The sequence below is a fragment of the Streptomyces sp. F001 genome, assembly GCF_004187715.1.
Taxonomy (GTDB): Bacteria; Actinomycetota; Actinomycetes; order Streptomycetales; family Streptomycetaceae; genus Streptomyces; species Streptomyces flavusporus.
This window is the reverse complement of sequence record NZ_QZWF01000003.1, coordinates 264,629-283,608: the sequence shown is the minus strand read 5'-3', so window position 1 is coordinate 283,608 and position 18,980 is coordinate 264,629. Positions and strand designations below refer to the sequence as shown.

14 protein-coding genes, 1 tRNA gene and 1 other RNA gene are annotated in these 18,980 nt (G+C 70.2%); 8 read left to right on the top strand and 8 right to left on the bottom strand.

Translation table 11 applies throughout. The features are described from left to right. Positions 1-50 precede the first annotated feature (50 nt). Complete coding sequence (locus StrepF001_RS14470; RefSeq protein ID WP_129798651.1) at positions 51-317, top strand: AzlD domain-containing protein; 267 nt, start codon at positions 51-53, stop codon at positions 315-317. 22 nt (positions 318-339) lie between these two features. On the opposite strand, the gene StrepF001_RS14465 is transcribed toward StrepF001_RS14470, so the two are convergent. Continuing rightward, positions 340-2,760, bottom strand: coding sequence for a WYL domain-containing protein (locus StrepF001_RS14465; protein WP_129798650.1), 2,421 nt, complete (start codon positions 2,758-2,760; stop codon positions 340-342). Positions 2,761-3,060: 300 nt separating this feature from the next. Here StrepF001_RS14465 and StrepF001_RS14460 point away from each other — a divergent pair, with 300 nt between their 5' ends. The 3 genes from StrepF001_RS14460 (at position 3,061) to StrepF001_RS14450 (ending at position 8,213) form a co-directional block, all read left to right on the top strand. Continuing rightward, positions 3,061-4,758, top strand: a complete 1,698-nt coding sequence (locus StrepF001_RS14460; RefSeq protein WP_129798649.1) for a stealth family protein — start codon at positions 3,061-3,063, stop codon at positions 4,756-4,758. Between the two features lie 29 nt (positions 4,759-4,787). Beyond that, on the top strand, positions 4,788-6,608 hold the full coding sequence (locus tag StrepF001_RS14455) for a stealth family protein (protein WP_129798648.1): 1,821 nt from the start codon (positions 4,788-4,790) through the stop codon (positions 6,606-6,608). A gap of 507 nt (positions 6,609-7,115) precedes the next feature. Beyond that, positions 7,116-8,213, top strand: coding sequence for a hypothetical protein (locus StrepF001_RS14450; RefSeq protein ID WP_129798647.1), 1,098 nt, complete (start codon positions 7,116-7,118; stop codon positions 8,211-8,213). Between the two features lie 51 nt (positions 8,214-8,264). On the opposite strand, the gene StrepF001_RS14445 is transcribed toward StrepF001_RS14450, so the two are convergent. From StrepF001_RS14445 to StrepF001_RS14420, 6 genes are all read right to left on the bottom strand, one after another. Further along, positions 8,265-9,737: an ATP-binding protein gene (locus tag StrepF001_RS14445; RefSeq protein WP_129799102.1), complete on the bottom strand. Its 1,473-nt coding sequence runs from the start codon at positions 9,735-9,737 to the stop codon at positions 8,265-8,267. A 446-nt stretch (positions 9,738-10,183) separates the two neighbouring features. Next, positions 10,184-10,606 carry a PIN domain nuclease gene (locus StrepF001_RS14440; RefSeq protein WP_129798646.1) on the bottom strand — a complete coding sequence of 141 codons (423 nt, stop codon included), beginning with the start codon at positions 10,604-10,606 and terminating at the stop codon, positions 10,184-10,186. Further along, a complete protein-coding gene (locus StrepF001_RS14435) occupies positions 10,603-10,818 on the bottom strand; it encodes a type II toxin-antitoxin system VapB family antitoxin (RefSeq protein WP_129798645.1) in 216 nt (71 codons plus the stop codon). Before StrepF001_RS14435 ends, StrepF001_RS14440 begins: the two co-directional genes overlap by 4 nt. A 275-nt stretch (positions 10,819-11,093) precedes the next feature. Further along, positions 11,094-12,305: a helicase-associated domain-containing protein gene (locus tag StrepF001_RS14430; RefSeq protein ID WP_240797504.1), complete on the bottom strand. Its 1,212-nt coding sequence runs from the start codon at positions 12,303-12,305 to the stop codon at positions 11,094-11,096. A 102-nt stretch (positions 12,306-12,407) separates the two neighbouring features. Next, positions 12,408-12,743: a hypothetical protein gene (locus tag StrepF001_RS14425; RefSeq protein ID WP_129798644.1), complete on the bottom strand. Its 336-nt coding sequence runs from the start codon at positions 12,741-12,743 to the stop codon at positions 12,408-12,410. A gap of 95 nt (positions 12,744-12,838) precedes the next feature. Continuing rightward, a complete protein-coding gene (locus StrepF001_RS14420; RefSeq protein ID WP_129798643.1) occupies positions 12,839-13,135 on the bottom strand; it encodes a hypothetical protein in 297 nt (98 codons plus the stop codon). Between the two features lie 226 nt (positions 13,136-13,361). Between StrepF001_RS14420 and StrepF001_RS14415 the strand changes: the two genes are divergently transcribed. Beyond that, positions 13,362-15,698: a 2OG-Fe(II) oxygenase gene (locus StrepF001_RS14415; protein WP_129798642.1), complete on the top strand. Its 2,337-nt coding sequence runs from the start codon at positions 13,362-13,364 to the stop codon at positions 15,696-15,698. Between the two features lie 69 nt (positions 15,699-15,767). Continuing rightward, on the top strand, positions 15,768-15,980 hold the full coding sequence (locus StrepF001_RS46435) for a hypothetical protein (RefSeq protein WP_206306855.1): 213 nt from the start codon (positions 15,768-15,770) through the stop codon (positions 15,978-15,980). A gap of 180 nt (positions 15,981-16,160) precedes the next feature. Here StrepF001_RS46435 and StrepF001_RS14405 read toward each other — a convergent pair. Next, positions 16,161-16,245 (bottom strand) — tRNA-Ser (locus StrepF001_RS14405). A gap of 72 nt (positions 16,246-16,317) precedes the next feature. Between StrepF001_RS14405 and ffs the strand changes: the two genes are divergently transcribed. Together ffs and StrepF001_RS14395 are read left to right on the top strand one after the other, a co-directional pair. Continuing rightward, positions 16,318-16,415: signal recognition particle sRNA small type (ffs, locus tag StrepF001_RS14400), an RNA gene on the top strand. A gap of 67 nt (positions 16,416-16,482) precedes the next feature. Continuing rightward, complete coding sequence (locus tag StrepF001_RS14395) at positions 16,483-18,816, top strand: DNA polymerase III subunit gamma and tau (protein WP_129798641.1); 2,334 nt, start codon at positions 16,483-16,485, stop codon at positions 18,814-18,816. Positions 18,817-18,980 lie beyond the last annotated feature (164 nt).

Sequence of the window (18,980 nt, the reverse complement as noted above, 5' to 3'; positions counted from 1 at the left end):
GACGCCGGCCTCTTCCAGACGCTTGACCCGACGCAGACAGGGCGGCCCCCATGCGGGCGGCCTTCGTGGCCCTCGCCCCCCTCCGCGCGAGCGGCACCGTCCAGTACCTCAGCACCCGCATGCCCGCCGGCGTCATGGTGATCCTGGTCGTCTACTGCCTGCGCGACCTGCCGTTGCCGGAGCCGCGCGCCGTCGCCCCACCGGCTGCCCTGGCCGTCACCGTCGGGCTGCACCTGTGGCGCCGCAACGCCCTCCTGAGCATCCTCGGCGGCACGGCCGTACACGTGCTCCTGGCGAACACGGCCTTCGCGCACTGAGCCCGAACGACCAGGGCGGGGCCTACGCGGGCATGACACCGTGAATGCGGGAGAGGGTGAAGACGCGGTCGTCGTCGCGCAGGTGGCACCAGGCATACAGGTAGGGCGCGTCGAGTTCGAGCTCGCTGAGGGTGCGCACGGTGCGGCTGCCCGAGGCGGCGACGTACTCGATGGTCACCTCCCGGCCCTCGTCGATGGCGTGGGCCAGCTGACGGACATCGGCGAGGGACAGCAGGCGCGCGCACCCGGCGACGATTTCCTCGGTGTCGCTGTCGAAGGGGACTCCGTTGCCCGGATCGGGCTGCGGGGTGCTCGGTGGGGCGGCCCGCAGCCTGGTGGCCAGGGCGCCCAGGTCGACGGTCGCCGGGACCTGCGGTGTGCGGGCGCTCGCGTTCCGCCTGCCCGCCGTGCCGCCCGGCAGGCGTGGCGGCGGGACCGGGCCGGCGGCGCGGGGGCTCCGGTTCTGCTCCACCCGTACGGTTCCGTCAGCGGTCTCGGCGACGGGGGCGTAGCCCGCGGCCCGGAGCGCGGCCAGGGTCTTCTCGAGCGGGGTCCGGCTGACCAGCACCGTGGGTGCCAGCTGCCGCAGGCCGAGGCGGGTGAGCTTCCGGTGGGCGGCGAGTTCGGCGAGGAGGGCGGGTTCTTCGCCGTGGATCACGCAGGCCGCGGAGGTCACGCGCATCCGGCCGTGGCTGCGCGCGGTGTCGTGGATCAGGTACGACAGCGGCTGGGGGAGGGCGCCGACGGCAACGGCGGCCAGGTCGGCCGCGAGGGAGTCGGGAGTCCGGCCGGCGTCCAGGGCGCGGCGGACGGTGCTCGGGCTGAAGCGCCACACGGATGCCGTGCCGCCGGCTTCCCTGTCGGCGACGGCATCCAGCAGCGCGGCGAGGTGGGCGGACGGTGTGCCGGTGACGACGGCGGTGAGGTCGGTGCCGAAGCGGGCTGTCCTGGTGGCCGTCGGCAGCAGCCGCTGACAGGCCACGGCGAGTGCTTCGGCGTCGTCGGCCTCGAGGGCGGCACCGATACGGGACAGGGCACCCCGCGCGATGATGCCGAGCAGTTCCGCTTCGCGGACCAGGGTGGCGAAGGGCGTGGTGTCCTCGGGGAGTTGATCGGCGAGCGGGCGGTACCAGGCGACCAGCGGCCCCAGTTCCGCGGCGTTCTTCGCTCCCTGGCCCGCAGGAAGGTGCGTTGCGGCGGTGAGGAGCCCGTGCCGGGCCTGTACACAGCCGGTGCAGGGCGGTGCTCCGGCGAGTGCGGGCAGCGCCTTGCCGTCTTCGTCGCGGGCCCCGGTCGGGGTGAGCGGCAGTGTCCGCCAGGCCTGGAGAAGTACGGTGAGCTGCTCGGCAGGTTCTCGTTCCGCCCAGGCGTCGTAGCCTTCCGTCGCCGCGACCTGGTCGCCGTCCCGGGCCAGCAGCCCGGCGGCGTACGCCGTTTCCAGAACGAGACGTACCACGATGTCGTCGCACTGCGCTGCCCTGCCGGTCCGGGACAGCTCACGTGCCCCGACCCCGCCGGACTTCAGCCGCTTCGGCGGAACGGCGGCGCACGCCGCCAGCACCGAGGCGGCATGCGCGGCGAACGCCGTGGCCGCGGCTGCCGCCTCCCGGTCCACTTCTGCCGAGCCGACGGGCACCGTATGCACAACGGGCGGGACGGGTTCGAACGGGGCGCGCCAGTCGGCTCCCCGCAGTGCGAGCGCCACCTCGGCCGGCATACGGACGGCTCCGTACCGGTGACGGTCCTGGACCAGCAGTCCCCGCTCCAGCGCCCAGCGCACACCCGGCCCCGAGTCGGCCTGCGGGGCCCCGAAGACGGTGAACTCCGGCCGGTCCGGCGCGTAACTCGCCCGCCGCTCAAGCAGGTTCCGGGCGGCCACGGGTGCCTGTGCCACCAGTGCGGCGATCCGTTCCGGGTCGCTGTGGTGATCCACCAGAGCCGCCAGCCGTTGCTGCTTGGTGCCACCGGGCCGTTCGCCCGACGCCACCAGCATGGAGCGCAGTTCCTCGGAGGTCATGTCCGCCAGCAGCCGGGTCAGGGGTGCGTCCAGCCCCAGTGGTGCGTCCCACGCCTGCCGCAGCGGGGCCGCCATGTGCAGCAGGCCCTTGTCGTCCGGCCAGACCAGTGCGTGATCGGCCAGCACGTCCAGCGCCGCGTCCAGCCCGCAGGCGCTCTCCTCGTCCGTGGCTCCCAGCAACCGCGCCAGGCCGGCGCGCGGCACGGACGCCACGGCTGCCAGCGCCTCGGCCGTCTGCAGATGCGGCAGCGCGAGCCGGGGCAGCACCAGCGCCACCGACGCCGGGCGCTGCAGACGGTCCGCCAGTTCGCCGACCGATCGCGGCTCCGGCGGGGACACGGCGTCCGCACGAGCCGCGAGGACCCGCTCCAGCCGTGGAGTGTCAAGACCGCGCAGCCATGCGGCCAGAGTCGATCCGCTGCGCATACTGATGCGAACACCTCACTGTGACAGAACACCATGTGCCTTCCGGGCCGGCGACGGCCCTGGCAGGGCACAAGGATGGCGCATCGAAGGACGGCGCGCGCCACACGGCAGCAGGATTCGACCGGAAGGGCAACCGAAGGACGGCGAGGGATTCTTCCCTTACCACGCCCAGTCGTGGATCAGTTGCACGGACAACCCATCGTTCTTTAATTCTCGGAGAACTCTTCTACAACCTTCCGTCGCATGCGCCTGTCTGGCTAACGCAGGGATGTGCAGGGGCTCATGAGAGGAGCTCAGAACGTGACCGTGCGTTCCTTTGCCCGGCGGATGCGACCGCGAGTCGAGCGGAAGGCCGCCGAGAGGGTGTGGCAGCTGCGTACCATGCGGCGGCGCCGCAGGGCAGCGGTCACGGACCCGGTGCTGCGCCCGGTGGCGGTGCGCGGCCAGCAGCTCTACGGACGGGTCGTGACCCGGTTCAGCGCTGCCGATGCGGCCGCCGCCAACCTCGGCCTGGTCGTCGCCGCGCTGGAGCAGGAGGGCATCCCCTACTTCCTCGTACCGGCCTCCCGTACGCGCCACACGGTCGGCGTGAACGCCGTCGACCGGGAGCGCTTCCTCACCGCCCTCGAGGCGCAGAACGCGGGGAAGGCGGTGTTCATCGGCAGACCGCTGCCCGGCGGAAAGCTCAAGAATCCCGCACTGTTCATGGACGGTGTACTGCCGGCCCCGCTGCGTACGGCCCCCACGCTGCGGATCGGGGAGAACCACCTCGGGCCCTCCGGCCAGCTGCTCGCCGGGCCGGAGCTCGCCTGCGACGTCGAGTTCTGGGAGGACGGGGCACAGCTCCTCGCCTCCGACGACGGGCCCCGACGGCTGGCCAGGGTGCAGCCGCAGGCCTCCGAGGACGTCTTCGCCGAGTCCCTCATCGCGCCGCGGAACAACGGCATCACCGACGTACTGCCGGTATCCGAGCAGAAGCCGGCCGCGGTGCGGGTCGGTGACCGGGAGCTGCCGAGCTTCGTCCCGCTCACCCTGCCGACCGTGAACGACGTGACCTTCCCCGTCGACATCGTCTACACGTGGGTGGACGGCGAGGAGCCTCAGATGCGGGCCAAGCGGGCCCGGTACCAGGAGCACGGCATCGCCGAGATCCTGGACAAGGAGACCAACGCCTCCCGCTACACCAGCCATGACGAGCTGAAGTACTCGCTGCGCTCGCTCGCGATGTACGCCGACTTCGTCCGGCACATCTACCTGGTGACCGACGGCCAGAAGCCGCACTGGCTCGACGACCGGGCCCCGGGGATCACGGTCGTCGACCACCGCGACATCTTCCCGCAGGGCGTCCTGCCGGTGTTCAACTCCCACGCGATCGAGACCCGGCTGCACCACATCCCGGGCCTGTCGGAGCACTACCTGTACTTCAACGACGACGTGTTCGTCGGCCGCCGGGTCACCGCGGAGCACTTCTTCCACGGCAGTGGTCTGATGAAGATCCCGGTGTCCCCGCTCAAGATCGGCGTCGGCAAGCCGCACGCCGAGGAGACGGCCACCAACTCCGCAAGCAAGAACGTCCGTCGGCTGCTGCTGGAGAAGTTCGGGCGGATGACGACGAACAACTTCATGCACACCCCGCTGCCGCAGCAGCGAGGCACGCTGCAGGCGCTCGAGGAGCTGTTCGAGGAGGACGTCCGCCGCACCACGGCGTCCCGCTTCCGCTCGCCGCAGGACATCGCCATGACGGCCCCGCTGCTCTACCAGTACGCGCTGATGACCGGCCGCGGCGTGCCGGGGAAGTACAGCTTCCGGTATGTGAACATCAGCCGCCCGGACGCCGAAGCGCGTCTGCGCGATCTGCGCCGCAACCGCCGCTTCGACTTCTTCTGCCTCAACGACGTCGACGTACCGCCCGAGGAGCGGGAGCAGGTCGGCGTCCGGATGAGTGAGTTCCTGGAGGACTACTTCCCCTTCGCGAGCCCCTTCGAGAAGCGGAAGTAACGGGGGCTGGGGGCATGGACATGGGGGGCATGGACATCCGTCACCGCTTCGGAACGCTTGGGGGCATGCGGGCCGCGCGGGACTTTCCGGTGCGTCTGAGGCGCTGGCTGTCGGCCCGGCTCTGGGCGCTGCGTGCGGCCCGGGCCCGACGGCGCCTGCGGGCCGCCGTCCCCGGACTGCGCCGGGTCACCTTCGGACCGATGCGGCTGTACGGCCGTACGGTCGTCGGCTACACCGCCGCGGACGCCGTCGAAGCCGATCTCGAGCGGGTGTGCAGCCTGCTGGAGGGGCTCGGCGTCCCGTACTTCCTGGTCCCCGCCGACCCCGGGTACGGTGCGTCGCGGCAGGTCATCGGCATCGAGGAGACGTACCGCGGCGCGGTCCTCGCCCGGGCCGCCCAGCGCTTCGCCGGCACCGTCGGGTATGTCGGCGCCGCCGGACCGGACGGCGCCGTGACGAACGCGGCACTGTGGGCCGACGGGAGGCTGCCGCGGGCGCTGAGGCGGGCCGCGGTGCTCCGCACCGGCGTGGTGCGCCTCGGCCCGAAAGGGCAGGTCCTCACCGGCCTCGAAACGGGCTGCGACATCGAGTTCTGGCGGCACGGCCGGGACCTCGCCACCGCTGCCCCGGGCACGGATCCCTCCTGGCTCACCGTGCCCGGCAGCCGGTTGCCGGACGTCTTCGGCCCGGCGCTCGTCGCCCCGCGCCGCAACCCGGTCTCGGAGGTGCTCCCGGTGGCGGCGCAGCAGCCGGCCGCGGTGGTGTGCCGCCGCCGCAGCGTGCCGACGTTCGCCCCGTTCGCCGAACCGGGCATCGACGAGGTGCGCTTCCCCGTCGACGCCGTGTACACCTGGGTCGACGGGGACGACCCGGCGATGGCCGCGAAGCGCCGTGCCCATCAGGACCTCTCCGACAACGTCATCGCCCCGCGCGAGACCGGCGCCTCCCGCTACACCAGCCACGACGAACTGAGGTACGCACTGCGCTCGCTGGAGATGTACGCCGGGTTCGTCCGGCACGTCTACCTGGTGACCGACTCACAGGTCCCCGCCTGGCTGGACCCGGACGCGGAGGGCCTGACCGTGGTCGACCACCGGGACATCCTCCCGGCCGACGCGCTCCCCGTCTTCAACTCGCACGCGATAGAGAGCCGACTGCACCACATCCCTGGCCTGTCGGAGCACTACCTCTACTTCAACGACGACGTCTTCATCAACCGCCCGGTACGCGCCGAGCACTTCTTCCACGGCAACGGCATCGCCCGCATCCCCCTGTCCCCGCTGAAACTCGGCGTCGGCGCCCCGCACCCACTCGAACCGGCCCCGAACTCCGCCGGCAAGAACGCCCGCGAGGTCATCAGACGCTTCCACGGCAGACACATCACGCACAAATCGCTGCACACCCCGCACCCCCAACTGCTGTCGGTCATGCGGGAGATGGAGAGCCTCGGAATCGAGGAACTCGAGCGGACCTCCTACTCGCGCTTCCGCTCCACCACCGACGTAGCCCCGGCGTCCACACTCCACCACCACTGGGCGATCGCAACCGGCCGAGCCGTCCCCGCCGACTACCGCTTCCGCTACGTCCAACTGGGCACACCGGACATGCGCCGGCGCCTGGCCCGCCTCGCCACCGGGGAGGACATCGACTTCTTCTGCCTCAACGACGTGGACACCGCCCCGACGGCCAGGGCGGCTGCCCAGACCGCCATCCGCACCTTCCTGGAGCGCAAGTACCCGTTCCCGAGCCGCTTCGAAGGGGTGCCTCAGACCACCTCGCACCCGATCGCGCCGCTCACGGCGAGCATCCCGCCGCAGCCGACGCGAGAGGAAGCACAGCTCCGCGATTGACGCTGCCCGTGTCGCAGCCCGTCCGCGCAGCGGGGCGTTGCCTGACCGCAGTCGCCGCCGGGGCCTTTCATCTGCCCTGGCGGGCGGCTGCGGAGGATACGAGATTCGAACTCGTGAGGGGTTGCCCCCAACACGCTTTCCAAATGTTCGTCTGGGGGTTCGGTGAGGGCCGTGAACGTTCTGACCTGCGGTGAAGCGGGTGGTGGTGGGCCTTCCGAATGATGATGGACGGGGGTGAATGAGACCAAAACTGAGACCAGAGAGCCCCTGGCCTCCGTTGGTGGGCGGAGCATAGTGGGCTGTGTCTACGGATGCGGGCGTGCGGATCTTGCAAGCAGCGCCAGCCACCTTGGCTGGAAAACGTCGTGGAACGTGCTGGCGCGGTAGAGAGTCTTGGTGATCCAGGGTGCTGAGCGACCTTGGTCGCCCTATCCTGATGGGAGGTCAGACGGGTGGGGGCGATGGCAGCACCTGCCTGCTGGCGGCCGTGCTGCGACGGGCACGACAGTGCGCGTCAGGCTTAAGACGAATCCCTACGACATTCAGGGGCTCCTCCGCAGAACCAGCGGTGATCGGGTCGGCCAGTTGATTCGCCGACTGGTCCTGGAGAACGCTGTCCCGATCCGCATTTGGGAGCCCGATGCGACGCAGCCTGAGACCATTCCACCCTTCGCACTGGCCACGGGAGCACCCGAGGAAGTCTTCGATCGCCTCTACCCACCCTTGACCGACAGTTGGCGTGCTGGGCAAGAGAAGCAACGCCTCCAACTGCGTGACGCCTTTGTTGAACGAGCAACAGAACTGGTGGACGGATCCGGACGGCGCATTGGACTGGCCACGCTCTGGACGGACTTGAACTACCAAGGGCAAGGCAACTTCAGTGGGGTTGTCCCAGTGAACGGCTTCCTGGCTGACCAAACAATGGCCTTCGCCGGATACCTTGCCGGTCAGCCCAGCCGGGCTTCGAGGGACAAGGCGAGTCTGGTGGCAGGTCAGGCTCAGGTTCGCCAGTGGTTGCGCACCCAGGAACAACAGCTTCGCGACATCGGGCACTTCGGCAACTCGGTCCAACTGGAACTGGCCAGCACGCTGCACAGTGCGTTCAACTGCCTCTCGGACGACATCGCTTTTTCCCTTACGGCGCAGGGCCTGCTCCGTCCGGCCGATGTCGCGGCATGGGCCGCGCAGCGGACAGAAGTCTTCCTGGCCTCAGGGCCAAATGTCGCTGCCCGGGCCCGGCCACCGCAGGTCTATCACTACCTGTCGGGACAGAACGTGGAACTCCCCGACAACTGGGTCGTCTTCTTCCTGAGAGCGCCTCTTCCTCCTTTCGCAGGCGTTTTCCCGGATATTCTGAACCGCGATGCTGAGTATGAGTTCGCGCGCAACCACCCCACTCTCACCTGGGAGAAGGTCTGGTGGCGGATGCCCGGCGGCCTTTACGGGCTCTTCTTGCGTGCCCTGTGCGAGGCTTGGCTGTGCACCATTGAAGATCTGCTTGCTCCGCTCGAACAGCGTCACTGGTCCGACTCCCTGGCCTTGGACGACGAGGTAATGGACCCTGTCTGGGGCTATCTATTGCAGCGTCCAGATAACCCCAGCTGAAGGCAGCTGATCTCTCCGTGGCGGCTGCCGTTCCGGACTCGGTACGCCCCTTCACTCCTGGCTGTAGAGCGCAGCCAGGTCGATGAGACGGACATCAGTGTTGGCTTCCGCTGCGGCATGGGCTTTGTCGTTGAATCCTGCTCCGCTGAAGCAGATGAGCCGAGTGTCGGTGGTGTCATAACGTCCGGCCTGGCTGACAAGGCTGCGGATATGCCGGAGGCGGTCGACGTGGGCCATGCCCATGGTGTCGTTCCACTTGGCCTCCCCGATGGCCAGGAGCGGAGGTTTGTCGGCGTCGGCGATGCCGATCACCGCCACGTCGACCTCATGGCCGATGCGGGCCTTGGAGTCGTGGACTACGCCATGCCCGACGCGGGCGGGCAGACCGCCCAGAAGGTCGGGATCGGCGTGATGGAGAGCCCAGTCGCGGCAAACCTGTTCGAAATGAGGCCCCAGGACATTGCTTGCGAAGCGTCGGCGGCTGGCTTGCCAGACCCGTGTCGCACTGCCCGGGCGTTCGAGCTGGTCCCACACCGGGCGCATGATCGCGTGGTAGAAGCCGATCAGCGGTTCGGCGATGCGATACGTGGGCCGGTTGTCGCGGAATGCGTCCGCGTCGCGGTGGAGCAGTCCCGCGTCTTCCAGAACGTTGATGGGGTGCGCGATGTCGGTGGCTTTGCGTTCCAGATAGCTGGCCATGCCGCCTCGGGTGGCGTTGCCGTCGGCGACGGCGGCCAGTACGGACAGGTACAGGGCGGTGTCGCGAAGGTCGGGCTCTTCGGCCAACAGGTAGCGGGCCTCGCGGAAGAGGGGGGTCTCGGGATTGAGGACGGTGCGGACAACCCAGTCGTCGAAGTCGTCCGGCCCCTTGGGAGTGTCGCCGCGCGCGAACTCGCGTCGATAGGCCGGCGTGCCGCCGACGATCGCGTTGACCTTCATGGCCAGGTGGGGGTCGGTGATGTCCCAGAAGTCCGCGGCGAGGCGGTGGTCGAGGGGGCGGACGACCAGCTCCAGGCCCGCCCGTCCACGCAGCGGGGCGTTACCCGACAGCAGCCGACCCATGAAGGACAGCGCCGAGCCGCACAGCAGCAGCCGAGTGCGCGAGCGGGTGCGCTGATCACGCAGGGGCCGCAGAGCCTCCTGGATGATCGAGGGCAGTTCCGGATTGGCCTTGGCCAGGTACGGAAACTCGTCGATCACCACAGGGACGGGGCGTTCGGAGCCGATGGCGAGAAGCGCGTCGACCGCCTCTGACCAGTTGGCGAAGTGGAACGGGCTGGCGGGCCGGACGTGATCGGTCAGCGCGGTGCTGATCCTCCGCAGCGACTCGGCGTCCGTAGCTTCGGTCGCACCGAAATAGAAACCTCCGGCGGCGCGGCACGCGGCGTCCAGCAGGAAGGTCTTGCCTTGGCGGCGACGTCCGGAGACCACGCCGAGAGTCGCGCCCGGCTGTGGGTCGGTGATGAATCGCCTCAGCGCCGACCACTCGTAGTCTCGGTCGAACATCTCGGCCGGCTTGTCCATGCCTCTCCCAGATATAGAAGTACGCCTCCATAAAACATACCCCTGCATATGAGAGAGGCGCGCACATGCGCGGATGACGCTCGGTGATTGCCTCGCCGCATCCGTGAGTGTCCCTTGAATGGGCCAAGGCTCGCGGGAGCAGCGAGCCGCACAGGCGAGAAGAATGCCTTGAATGTCGGAAGTAAATGAGCCCAAAACTGAGACGGAGCACGTCGAAGGGCCCCACCGCGAACGGTGGGGCCCTTCGGCATCGTGCCCGGTGAGGCAGGCGGAGGATACGAGATTCGAACTCGTGAGGGGTTGCCCCCAACACGCTTTCCAAATGTTCGTCCTGGGGTACAGGGGTGTGCGGGAGCGTTCTGACCTGCGGTGCGGCTGTGGCGGGTGGGGCTCCTGAACGGTGCTGTACGGAGGTGAATGCAACCAGAACTGCAACCATCGCCCGTCTATTTGCCGCTCTCCGGGCCGTACCACTGGAGAGCCTGGCCGGTCACCGCCGCGATGCAGGCGAAGTCGTGGTCGCGGTGCAGGAGGGTGAGCCCTTGCAGCTCGGCCGTCGCGGCGACGACGAGGTCCACCGCACCAGCACTGCGGTGCTTTCCCTGTTTGGTGAGAGCTTCCTGGACCTGCCAGGCGCGGTCGTAGGCGCGGTCGTCGACGGGAACCCAACCGAAGATCAGTCGCATGTCCTCGACGCCGCGCGCCCTGTCGGCGGCCGACCGGGCGCTGTAGAAGAACTCGAGCTCGGTGATCGGGCACGTGGCGATGAGCCCGGCGGCTGCCGCCTGGTCCCATCCGTACTGCTCCGCTTCCTCGTGCATGAACCGGGCGAGCGCGCTGGTGTCGATCAGGAACTGGGCCGCGTTCACCGGCGGTAGTTCCCCTTGTTCTCGAACAGCTCCAGCTCGAATGCGCCGTCCCCGGCCGCGGCCCGCAGCCGGGCGAGAGCCAGGGCACGACGCCGACTCTCCAGCACCTCGCGAAGAGCGGTGTTGACCGTCTCCTTCTTGGTGCTCGTCCCGAGCGCTTTGGCCACGTCCGCGACCAGGTCGTCGTCCAGGTCGATAACCGTCCGACTCACGAGTGCCTCCTCGATATCAAGTATGGAGTCAAGTATATCTCGCAAAATGCCCACGGGGTGGCGCACCCGGGCACCCGGCCCTGGCCGCCGAGTCCCGCGCGGGCATCACGCCGTGGATGCGCGAGAGGGTGAAGACGCGCTCGGGGTCCGCAGATGGCACCAGGCTTCGGGACAGGGCGGGTCGAGCACGAGGCGGCTGAGGGTGCGTACGGTCCGGTTGCCAGAGGTGGCGATGTACTCGACCGTGACGGCCGGACCGGCGTCGAGGACGTGTGTCAGCCGACGGGGTAGCCCTGGGCAAGGGCGGATTTGCGGAAGGCGGGGAGCTTGTCGAGGGGGACGGCGAGGTGTCGTTCGCCGAGACGGGTGCAGTGGGTACGGGTGCGGCGGTCGGTGGCGAGGAGGGCCGCGACGGCCGCGTCCGCGCACTCGACGAGGTGCACCGGCCCGGTGTCGCGGACCTGGCCGACGCGGCGGGCGGCGTCGTCCAGCAGGGTGGTGACCGTCTGCGGGAGCGGACCGGCGGTGGCCTCCAGATGGCGGCGGAGTTCGGCGAGATCGCGGCCCGTGTCCGCGGCGGCGAGCAGCGAGGCGGAGGTCAGGGCCCACACGCGGTCGCCAGTGCGTTCGGCGAAGGCGTCGAGGAGGAGGGTCTCGGCGGGGGCGAGTCCGTCGAGGGCCACCACGTCGTGGTTGGGGAGCACCTTCAGACCGCCAGAACTCTTCGGGACGGTGTCGGCCGGTGCGGGGGTGGGGAGGTAGGCGGCGGCCTGCCCGGTGGCGTAGGCGCCGAGCGGGTTGAGGCGGAGGCCGAGGAGGCCGTCGTAGCGGCTGATGCAGTCGGTCCAGTCGGCGCCCCAGTTGTCGCGGTAGTCGTCGCGGGCGCCCACCGGCGGCCGGTAGTCCACATCGATCAGGCCGAGGACGGCGGCGTACTCGAAGAGCACGGCGAGGGTGTAGCAGCCCTGGAGGAGTTCCCAGTTGCGGAACCCGTCGTAGCCGAGGCTGCCGTACTCGGGGTCCTCCAGGTAGAGCTTCCACAGGGCGCGCTCGGTGCGGGCGATCCCGGGATCGTGACCGGCCTTGCGCATGGTGCGGAAGAGTGTGTCGACATCGGTCCACTCACCGGATGTGCAGGCGGCCAGGGGCGCGCCGACCTGGGCCCGGCGCGGCTTGACGGCGGTGAGGACGTTCGCCGCGCGTTGGCCCTTGATCGCCTCGACGCGGGAGAACTCGTCGATCACACCGTGGCTGAGCCAGCGCCGCCACAGCAGGGCGAGCGTGTCGTGTGCCGGTTTGGTCAGCGCCGCCCTGCCGCGTGCGGTCAGCGTGAGTTTTCCGGCGGTGAGTTGGGCGAGCCCGCCGGCCTGGAGCAGCAGCGGCCAGGCGAAGGAGGCGATCGGCTCCTCGGCGTAGAAAGTCGCCGCCGTCGAGTGCGTCCGCGACCGTCTTGACCGTCGCCGCGGACGGGCGGAGTGTCTTCTCACTGCAGCGCAGTCGGCCTGCCGCGCACAGCTGGAGCACCGCCTTCAGGTTGGCCTGTGCCTCGTGCTCGGTCGTGCGTACCCGATGCTCGTCGTGGTCGCCGGTCACAGAGGCCCCGTTCCCAGAAGGTAGTCGTAGTTGCCCGCGCCGCAGGTGTGCTCCAGCGTGCGTACGATCTTCCGGGCGTCGTCGCGTGGGCCGTTGATGTAGAACGGCTTGCCCTGGCGACCGAAGCCGACCTGCGGGGCCGCCGGGCCGGGCCCACCGAGGTGTACGGAGACCTGCGCGAAGTCCGGCGCGGGCTCGAAGCCGAGGGTGCGGGCGTAGGCCACACCACCGTGCACGATGCTCTGCGCCTGCTCCAGGCCGATCCGCAGCGGAGGTCGGTCGAACGCCCGGTAGTAGTCGCGTACGTAGGCGTCCAGTGATCCTCCGCCCATCGCCTGCGGGCCGACGCTGTCCTTGACGCCGAGGCAGTAGACGTCTACGAGGAACCCGCAGACGGTGACCCGGCTGGCACGCTCCTGTCGGGCGATCAGGACCTGGGCGAAACCGGCGGCCTCGGGACCCCGGCGACCTCGGCGTCGGCGCGTGCCCAGTCGGGGGCCTCGGACAGTTCCAGGTCGGTGCTCCAGCCGGCGTTCACCCAGCAGCCCACCACCGGGCGCGCGACCGGCTCGGCCGTGCTCTGCTGTTCGTGGGCCACCTGGCGCACCAGCGCGCTCGCCCGGGCTGGTTTCAGCCCGAGGGCCCGCGCGATCTGCTTCGGTCCGCTGCCCTTCTCCCGCAGCGACCTTACCTGGGACACCAGTTGAGCGTCGTCGTCGTTCACGGGGCCATTGTTCCGCAGCGCCGGGGCGTCAGGTGCGGGGGTGGCTGTTCCCGCAGTCCCCGGGTGGGGAACATGCACGGGCACGCGGGCCCGAACCGGGTGCTTCCCGGCCGCAGTCCACGCCGGGGAAGGCGTTCCCGTACGGGTGAGACGGCCACCCGCGGTCCCGCCACTCCGTAGAGTCGGGGTGAGGCGGCACGGCCGTGGGAACAGGAAGGGCGGAGCGATGGCCAAGAGCGCGAGGGAGCGGCTGGGCGTGCTGCTCGGCAGCTCGAGGGCGGCGGAGTTCAGCGCCCGGCTCGACGCACCGGCGGACGGCGTCCGCCTTGAGGTGGCCGGGGTCGGACCGGTGCGTCTGCCGCTGCGCGCGCCGCAGGTGAGGAAGCTCATCGCGGTGGCACGTCCGGCACTGTTCGGCCGGGGGAAGGACACCCTGAGCGACAGCAGTGTGCGCGACACGTGGCAGATCCCGCCGGACCAGGTCACGCTGGGCGGCCCGGCCTGGCCGGCGCTGCTCGACGGCGCGCTGGAGTACTTCCGGGACGAACTCGGGCTGCCCGCGTCGACCCGGCTCAGGGCCGAGCCGCACGCCCTCCTCGTGTACGGCAAGGGGCAGTTCTTCCTCCCCCACCAGGACTCGGAGAAGGACGACGCCATGGTGGGCACGCTGGTGCTGTCGCTGCCCTCGGCATACACCGGCGGCGAGCTGGTCATCGGGCACGCCGGGCAGAGCCGGACCTACCGTGCGTCGAAGACGGAGCTGAGCCTGGTGGCCTTCTACGCCGACTGCCCGCACGAGGTGACGCCGGTCAGGAGCGGCTACCGGGTGACCCTCACGTTCAACCTGCTGGCCGAGCGAGGGACCCCGGAGCGGGAGTCCGGCCCGCTCGACGACATGGCGCACTGCCTGGAGCAGCATTTCGACACACCGGCCAGGCCGCGCTACGGCCGCCCGTACCCCGATCCGCCCCGTCGTCTCGTCTACCTGCTCGATCACGAGTACACCCAGCGGGGTCTCGGCTGGGACCGGCTCAAGGGCGCCGACGCGGAGCGTGCCGCGCTGTTGCGCGCCGCGGCGGCCCAGGCGGGATGCGAGACGGTACTCGCCCTTGCCGAGGTGAAGGAGACCTGGGACGCCACTCCGCCCGGGTATGACCCCTGGGACGACTACGGCTACGACGAGGAGGACGAAGAGGGCGAGGGCGAGGAAGCAGCCGCGGTCGATGGTGCGGGTGCCGACGAGGACTACGAGCTGGGCGAGCTGATCGACGACGAGATCACCCTCGGCTGGTGGACCGGTCCGGACGGTGTCGGCGGCGAGGAGATCTCGCTGTACGTCCGCGACTACGAGAGCTGTGCCAGTACCCCGAGCGCGGACCTGAAGCCCTATGACTCCCAGTACGAGGGCTACATGGGCAACTACGGCAACACACTGGACCGCTGGTACCGGCGGGCCGCGGTCGTGGTGTGGCCACGAGAGCGGGCTTTCGCGGCACGCGGCGAGGCCGGATCGCGGTGGGCACTCGAGGAACTGCGGGCTCGTATCGCCACGGGTGACAGGGACGGCGCACGCGCCGCGGCCGAGTCCCTCGCACCGTTCTGGAAGGGCAGTGGTGTACAGCCCGGGCAGTTGGGGAGCGCGCTGCGGGTGGCCGAGGGCCTTGAGGCACCCGGGACCGCTGCGATGCTCCTTGAGCCGTTCCGGATCGACGCGCTCACTCCCGAACACGCGGACGACCTGGCCGCGGTGGCGCAGCGGTACGGCGTCCCGTGGCTGGACCAGGTCACCGAGGACTGGTTCGGCGGCGCGCGGAACCGCTTCGAGGAACACCGGTACGACTGGACCGAGCGGCTTCCCCAGCTGTGCGCGGCCCTGTGCTCCGCCCGAAGTCCGGCGGTGGCCCAGCTGCTGTTGACCGGAGCCTGGACCCAGGTGAACGGTGAACTGCGGCTGTGGGCCCAAACCGGGCCGGCCGAGATCCGCCGCGCGCGGTTGGAGCGGCTGAGCCTGCCGCTGCTGCGCATCCTGGAAGCGGTCGATGAGCAGCTGCTCGGCCGGATCATGGCAGCGTTGCGTTCCTGCCCGGACACGGTCCTGGAGTGTCTGCTGCCGATGCTGCGCCACGCGGCGCGGGAACACACGGAGGGCGAGCCCCCGGCGGCGGAGCTCGCGGGGGTGGCACAGGAGTGCGGGGGCCGGCTCGGCGCGCTTGCGCGACGGGCGCCGCGCGCCGAGGACGACTGGTCGGTGGCGTGGACCGGGTGCGGCTGCGAGCTGTGCGCAACCCTGGGTGAGTTCCTCGACTCCAGGTCGCGGCGGACGTTGGAGTGGCCGCTGGCGAAGGACGGGCGGCGGCACGTGCACAGCAGGATCGACACGGCCGAGCTGCCCGTAAGCCATGTGACCAGGAGGCAGGGACGCCCGTACACGCTGGTGCTGACGAAGACCGAGGAGTTGTTCTCGCGCGAGCGGGCGACCCGCCGTCAGGCCGGAGCCGACCTGGCCTGGTTGGCCTCGACATGGAACCCTTCCGGCGAGGTCGGAGTTGACACGAGGCCGTGACGCGGGGCGCGGGGCGCGGGCGCGACGCCGGCGAAGGCCGCAAGGAACTCCACGCCCAGGGTGGCGCCGGTGCCGGGGACGCTCTGGACTGTCAGCGAGTCCGTGTTCGCGAAACTGGCCTTCGACGAGTTCGTCCACTCGGCGATCTGCTCGTTGAGGGCCATCACGTCCCTGACTGGGGCCGGCGACCGCCGCGTCGCCTGCCCTGTCGAGGATCGTCAGTTGATCGTGCGGGTCCTGAGCGTCGGCAATCACCGGGACGTCCACCGCCAACTTCCATAGGACCTCTACAGTGCAAGCTGGCGCCGACCGCCCGCCGGGAGTCGCGGGACGTGCGCCTGCCTGTCGGTCGGTATGCTCTGAATGTCGCCTGTAAACGCAACCAAAACTGCAACCAGCGCAGACCGAAGAGCCGAGCCGCAATTGCGGCTCGGCTCTTCGTTTCGCCTGGTCAGGCGGCTGCGGAGGATACGAGATTCGAACTCGTGAGGGGTTGCCCCCAACACGCTTTCCAAGCGTGCGCCCTAGGCCTCTAGGCGAATCCTCCGCCGGAAACATTACATGACCGAGAGGAGTGCTCGCGAACTCGTTCCCGCACCTCAGCATCAGGTAGGCTTGGCGAAGCCCCTCACGCGGCGCTATCTGACTGAACTCCCCCAGGGCCGGAAGGCAGCAAGGGTAGGTTGGCTCTGGCGGGTGCGTGGGGGCGCTTGCGTTGCCGGGCGGGGGCTCGCGGTTTCCTGGGCGGGGCCTGTTGTCAGTGGGCGCCTATAACCTCGTATGCGTGTCGTCTCTCGCGCTGTACCGCCGCTATCGCCCGGAGTCGTTCGCCGAGGTCATTGGGCAGGAGCATGTCACTGACCCGCTGCAGCAGGCGCTGCGGAACAACCGGGTCAATCACGCGTACCTGTTCAGCGGTCCGCGTGGGTGCGGCAAGACGACGAGCGCACGGATCCTGGCGCGGTGTCTGAACTGTGAGCAAGGTCCTACGCCGACCCCCTGCGGGGAGTGCCAGTCGTGCCGGGATCTCGCGCGGACCGGGCCGGGATCCATCGACGTCATCGAGATCGACGCCGCCTCGCACGGTGGTGTCGATGATGCCCGTGAGCTGCGGGAAAAGGCCTTCTTCGGACCCGCGAGCAGCCGGTACAAGATCTACATCATCGACGAGGCCCACATGGTCACGTCGGCCGGCTTCAACGCGCTGCTCAAGGTCGTCGAGGAGCCGCCGGAGCATCTGAAGTTCATCTTTGCGACCACCGAACCCGAGAAGGTCATCGGCACGATTCGGTCGCGGACCCATCACTATCCGTTCCGGCTCGTGCCCCCCGGCACCCTTCGGGACTACCTCGCCGAGGTGTGTCAGAAGGAGAGCATCCCCGTCGAGGACGGAGTGCTGCCGTTGGTGGTGCGTGCCGGTGCCGGGTCCGTACGTGACTCCATGTCCGTCATGGACCAGCTGCTCGCGGGCGCCGGGGCGGACGGTGTGACGTATGCCATGGCCACCTCGCTGCTGGGCTACACGGACGGGTCACTGCTCGACTCCGTCGTCGAGTCCTTCGCCACCGGGGACGGGGCCGCCGCCTTCGAGGTCGTGGACCGGATCATCGAGGGAGGCAACGATCCGCGGCGGTTCGTCGCCGACCTGCTGGAGCGGCTGCGGGACCTGGTGATCATCGCCGCCGTGCCGGACGCGGTGGACAAGGGGCTCATCGACGCTCCGGCCGACGTGCTGGAGCGGATGCAGGCCCAGGCAGGCACCTTCGGCCCCGCCGAGCTGAGCCGAGCAGCCGACATCGTCAACGAGGGGCTGACCGAGATGCGGGGAGCGACCTCCCCGCGCCTCCAGCTCGAGCTGATCTGCGCGCGCGTGCTGCTGCCGGCCGCGTACGGGGACGAGCGGTCCGTGATGGCCCGTCTTGACCGGCTGGAGCGGGGGGTGAACTTCTCGACGGGTGCCGGGGCGCCCGCCATGGAGTACGTGCCCGGGCCCGAGGCGCACGGGGGAGCGGCTGCGGGTGCGGCGATTCCGCCGGGCGGTGGCGTGGCTGCGGCTCGGGCTGCCGTACGGGGGGCCGGCGGCGGCCCTGGCACGCCGGGTACCTCGGATACGGCGGCCGGTCCCCCGCCCGGTGGTCCCCAGCAGGACGGAGCGCCGGGAGGCCCGGGCGGGCCCGGGGAACGGCGTGTGGCCGCCGCTCAGGGTGCGCCGGGTGGTCAGGACCTTCCCGCCGGGCCCGCTCCTGCCGTGGGCGAGCCTGCCCAGCCTCCGGCTCCCGCACCAGCAGCCTCCGCACCCGGAGCCTGGCCCACCGCGACCGCCGCGGGCAGTGGCCGACGACCCGGAGGCTGGCCCACCGCGGCCCCCGCGGGCGGCGGCGGCCGACCCGCGACGCCGCCCGGCGCCTCCCCGTCCGCGCCCGCCACGCCTGCCGCGCCCGCCGTCCCGCCGGCTGCCTCACCGGCCCCGAGCGGCGGCCTCGACCCGCGCGCGCTCTGGCCCAACATCCTGGAGGCGGTCAAGAACCGCCGCCGCTTCACCTGGATCCTGCTCAGCCAGAACGCCCAGGTCGTCGGCTTCGACGGCACCACCCTCCAGCTCGGTTTCGTCAACGTCGGCGCCCGGGACAACTTCGCGAGCAGCGGCAGCGAGGATGTGCTGCGCCAGGCGCTGGGCGAGCAGTTCAACGTCAACTGGAAGATCGAGGCGATCGTCGACCCGTCGGGCGGTTCAGGCACGCCGCCGACCGGGGGCTTCAACGCCGGTGGTGGCTACGGCGGCGGTGCCACGGGCGGTCACAACGGTGCCGGTGCCGCCGGTGGCTACGGCAGCGGCGCTGCCACCGGTGCGTACGGCAGCGGTACGGCGGCCGCTCCGCAGCGCCCCGCACCCGCACAGGCCGCCACGTCCCCTGCACCGGCCCCGGCGACCCCGGCACCGGCTCCCGCCCCCTCGCCGCCCTCCGCCCCGGAGCCGCCGCCCTCCGCCCCCGTCGCCCCCGAGGACGACATCCCCGAGGACGACGACCCCGATCTCGACGAGTCGGCCCTCTCCGGCCAGGAACTGATCGTGCGGGAACTGGGCGCGACGGTGGTGGAGGAGCTCTCGAACGAGTAGCGCAGGCCCCTCCCAGCAGAACCTCGTTCGAGCACGCCTTCCTTCGAGCCGGCCTTCCTTCGAGCCGACTTTCCTTCGAGCAGGCACAAGGCCTCCTTGGAGGAACCCACAAACCGCCTCCCCCCACCCCTTCGGAAGCCCGCACAAGGACACCCCGCCGCCTG